This is a genomic window from Campylobacter taeniopygiae (genome assembly GCF_005406225.1).
Lineage (GTDB): Bacteria > Campylobacterota > Campylobacteria > Campylobacterales > Campylobacteraceae > Campylobacter_D > Campylobacter_D taeniopygiae.
On the sequence record NZ_NXLY01000032.1, the window covers coordinates 1 to 4,068 of the forward strand.

The following is a 4,068-nucleotide window of genomic DNA, read 5'->3' on the forward strand; positions in this document are numbered from 1 at the left end:
ATTAAAAAAATATTTTTTAAGCATATATTAATAGGGGGGGGGTATAATCAAATTTTGATTTTAACATAAAGGCTTTCTTCCATGCTCACCCACATCTATGACTTCCTAGAAAAAAGTGTTGAAAACTTTAGTGAAAAAATAGCCTTTGTTGAACCTTTTACTAAAGAAGGTAGAAAGGAAATCACTTATAAAGAATTTGATCTTTATTCTAAAAAAGTTGCTAGTGAAATTTTAAGAACTTTAGATAATGATACCTTACCTTTACAAAAAGCCATTCTTATTATATTACCTAAAGGTATTGATTGTTTAATTTCTTTCTTTGGTGTAGCCTTAAGTGGAAACTTTTATACACTCTTAGATGAAAAAAGTCCTAAAGAAAGAATAGAAAAAGTTATAGAAGTTTTAAAACCAAAACTTCTAATCACTTCTAAAGAATTAAAACTAGATTTAAATTTGCCTACTCTTTATACACAAGATTTTCAAAGTTTTAATATTGATGAAAATCTAATCACTAAAGCTAAAGAAAACCATATCGATACTAATTTACTTTATGTACTTTTTACTAGTGGAAGTACTGGAACTCCTAAAGGAGTGAGTATCGCTCATAAAAGTGTGATTGATTATACGTTTTGGGTGTGTGAAACTTTTCATTTTGATGAGAATGAAATTCTAGCCAATCAAGCTCCATTTTATTTTGATGCTTCGGTTAGTGATATCTATCCAAATATTGCTTGTGGTGGAACTTTACACATCATCCCTAATCATCTTTTTGCTTTTCCTGATGAGATATTACAATACTTAGAACAAGAAAAAGTAAGCACGATATTTTGGGTGCCTTCGGTGTTGATTTATTTTGCAAATGAAAAAGGTTTAAAGAAATATCCTCTAATTTTTCTCAAAAAAATACTCTTTTGTGGCGAAATCATGCCCAATAAACAATTAAACATTTGGAGAAAACATCTACCTCAAAGTTTATTTGCCAATCTTTATGGCCCTACTGAAATCACAGATGTTTGCACCTACTACATCATCAACCGTCCTTTCAAAGATGATGAACTCTTACCTATAGGTAAAGCTTGTAAAAATACAGAACTTTTAGTCTTTGATGAAAATATGAATTATATAAGTCCTAAAGAAATAGGCAAAAAAGGAGAATTATATATAAGAGGAACTTCTTTATCCTTAGGATATTACAATGATAAAGAAAAAACCAAAAAAGCTTTTATACAAAATCCTTTACATGATAATTATTTAGATTTACTCTATAAAACAGGAGACATTGTTGCTTACAATGAATTTGAAGAATTATTGTGCTATGGAAGAGCGGATAATCAGATCAAATACATGGGTCATAGAATTGAACTAGGAGAAATAGAAAGTATTATTAATTCTCATGATAAAGTAAGAAACTCTGCTTGTATTTTTAAAGAAGAGATTATTTGTTTTTATGAAAGTAAAGAAGAAATTGATTTTAGAATGTTTTTAAAAGATAAATTACCTCTTTATATGATACCTAAACATTTTAAAAGAATTGATAGTTTTAAACTCAATCAAAATGGTAAGATTGATAGAAATTACTATAAAGAACTTTAAGGAGAGAAGCAGTGGCTATAAATTTTATAGATAAAAAAAATAACATTACAACATTTTATTTTTTTAAAATACCTTTATTTAAAAAAATAAAAAATATCCATGCTAATATTTACGGTATTGGAGAATATGTTTCTTACGGTTTATTTTTTCTAAATTTTCATTTATGGACAACAAAAAAAACCTTAGAATTAACAAATCCTGAATTTTTATCATGCAATTTAGAAAGACTATTAAATCAATTTAATCAAAAACAATGGAAACAAAATTTTTACATGCAAGATGTTTTAGGTAAATATTTAATAGAAAATAATATTCATGAAAAAATTTTAAAACTTTGCGAAAATTTAGATAATGATAGCAAGGCCACAATCTTTAAAATTTTAACAAGATTAAAAAATTTTCAAACCAATCCAAATTATCAAATTAAATACACAAAAGAAGAAAGACAAGATTTGGAAAGATTGAAAAACGAATTCTTTCCAAATATTTTATCAATCTCAAAGGGGATTTTTGGCTGGAATGGATACTTTTTGCCGATTAGACAATTTGAAATTTCTGTTTTTTGGCATAAGCATGCTATGCATAATTTTAGCAATAAAACTTTAGAAAATATTCGAAATAAAAATATTATTGATGTTGGTGGCTTTATAGGAGATAGTGCTATTGTTTTTGAAAAAGAATTTACTAATAAAAAAATTTATAGCTTTGAGGCAGTCAGTAAAAATTATGATTTAATGCTAAAAACATTAGAGCTTAACAATAGTAAAAGAATTATCCCAGTTAAAAATGCTTTAGGATCTAAACAAGAAAAATTGCAAATCAGTATTTCAGGCTATAGCTCAAGTTTAAAACATAGTGAAAAAAATTCCACTCATGAAGAAGTAGAAGTTATAACCTTGGATTCTTATATAGAAAAAAATCCAATGGAGATAGGTTTTATAAAAATAGATATTGAAGGATTTGAACAAGAATTTTTAAAAGGTGCAATCAATACAATCAAAACTCAAAAACCTGCAATGCTTATAAGTATCTATCATAACCCTGATGATTTTTTTAATATCAAGCCTTTAATAGAATCTTGGAATTTGGGATATAAATTTAAAATTTATAGACCTATAGATTTTTATGTTAGCTTAGAAACTGCTTTGTATTGTGAGATAGATTAAATAATTATTTTTTAAATTTGCCTTAGGAGTTTACAATGGAAAATATTAAACAGTTTTTTAAAGAAATTGGAAGAGAAGATATTAACGAATTTGATGTTGATTTGTTTAGTAGTGGCAGAATTGATAGCTTAGATGTAATGAATTTAGTTGGCGAGATTGAAAAATTTTATAAAATAGAATTAGATTTTGAGGATTTAGTTCCGGAAAATTTCGAAAATTTTATTAGTATTAAAAAATTAATAGATAAAGCTTTATAATGAATGTTGTTATTTTGGGTTCAAGTCATTGTACTATAAATGGCATTACCGCTGGTTTTAGAGAAATAGGCTGGAATGCTTCATGTCTTTCAATAGGTGGCTCTTCAACTACTTTTATATTGCATAGAATAAAAGATACCAGAAAATCAGAACTGTTTAAAAAAGCTGATTTGATCATATGCGAGAGCAACTCAGATGATTATAAATTGGATTTAAAACTTTCTTGTCAAGATATTAAAAGTGCATATGAGCAACTTTACTTGCTTGAAAAAAAAATTATTATTTTGTTATTTCATCATCATCAAATTAGACAAAGAAATCAAATTACAGATAATATGCATATATATTTAGCACAATATTATGGATTTAATTTAATTGATTTAAGAAACACTGAAAGAAAATTATTTTATTTTTTTACTTACGATAACGCCCATTTATACTCTTTTATTCCAAAAAAATTAGGTGAAAATATTGCAAAAAATTTTAATCATTTTAAATATCCTAAAAAAAATAAAATGTTAAATCAAAAAAAATATTTTACCGTATGCCACATAGATGAAATGATTCTAAAAGGAAATATAAAAGATGAATTAATAGAAAATTATATAAATGACGATATTGTAACGGTTTTAAAACTAGATAAACAAGAAATTTTTTTCCCACAAAAATACTATGGATATTATATATATTCTGTGTTTTCGCATAATTTAAACAGATTTTTTTTCTCCGCTTTAACAATAGGCAATGAAAAAAGTTTTTTTAATTCTTTATTAGCTCCATGCTACGGTGTTAAAAGATTTGGAACCTTATTACAAATTAACCAAAATACAAAAATCAAAAGCAATAGTAAATTAGATGGAGAAATGGACAAAAAAGTTCAACCCTGTGAAAAACCAAAAATCAATAAGAATTTAAATTATGTCGGACTTATTTCTTTTTTGCTCGTAAAAGATTATCACAATGAAGACATTGACTTTGAAAGTTTAGTCGAAGAAAACATAGAAATTGATAAAGAATATAATTTTAATCATCTTATACCTCCAATAGAGTGG

At 25.9% G+C, this 4,068-nt stretch carries 3 protein-coding genes and 1 pseudogene; all 4 read left to right on the top strand.

Annotated elements, in window-relative coordinates; all coding sequences use genetic code 11:
- Window positions 1–81: 81 nt before the first annotated feature.
- Window positions 82–1,593 (top strand): AMP-binding protein, encoded by a 1,512-nt coding sequence (locus tag CQA75_RS08685; protein ID WP_137624572.1) that lies wholly within the window; start codon window positions 82–84, stop codon window positions 1,591–1,593.
- An 11-nt stretch (window positions 1,594–1,604) separates the two neighbouring features.
- Window positions 1,605–2,759: an FkbM family methyltransferase gene (locus CQA75_RS08690; RefSeq protein ID WP_246023822.1), complete on the top strand. Its 1,155-nt coding sequence runs from the start codon at window positions 1,605–1,607 to the stop codon at window positions 2,757–2,759.
- A 35-nt stretch (window positions 2,760–2,794) separates the two neighbouring features.
- Window positions 2,795–3,016: an acyl carrier protein gene (locus tag CQA75_RS08695; RefSeq protein WP_137624573.1), complete on the top strand. Its 222-nt coding sequence runs from the start codon at window positions 2,795–2,797 to the stop codon at window positions 3,014–3,016.
- A pseudogene (locus CQA75_RS08700) lies at window positions 3,016–4,068 on the top strand (hypothetical protein); the annotation flags it as partial. The gene CQA75_RS08695 and the pseudogene CQA75_RS08700, both read left to right, overlap by 1 nt.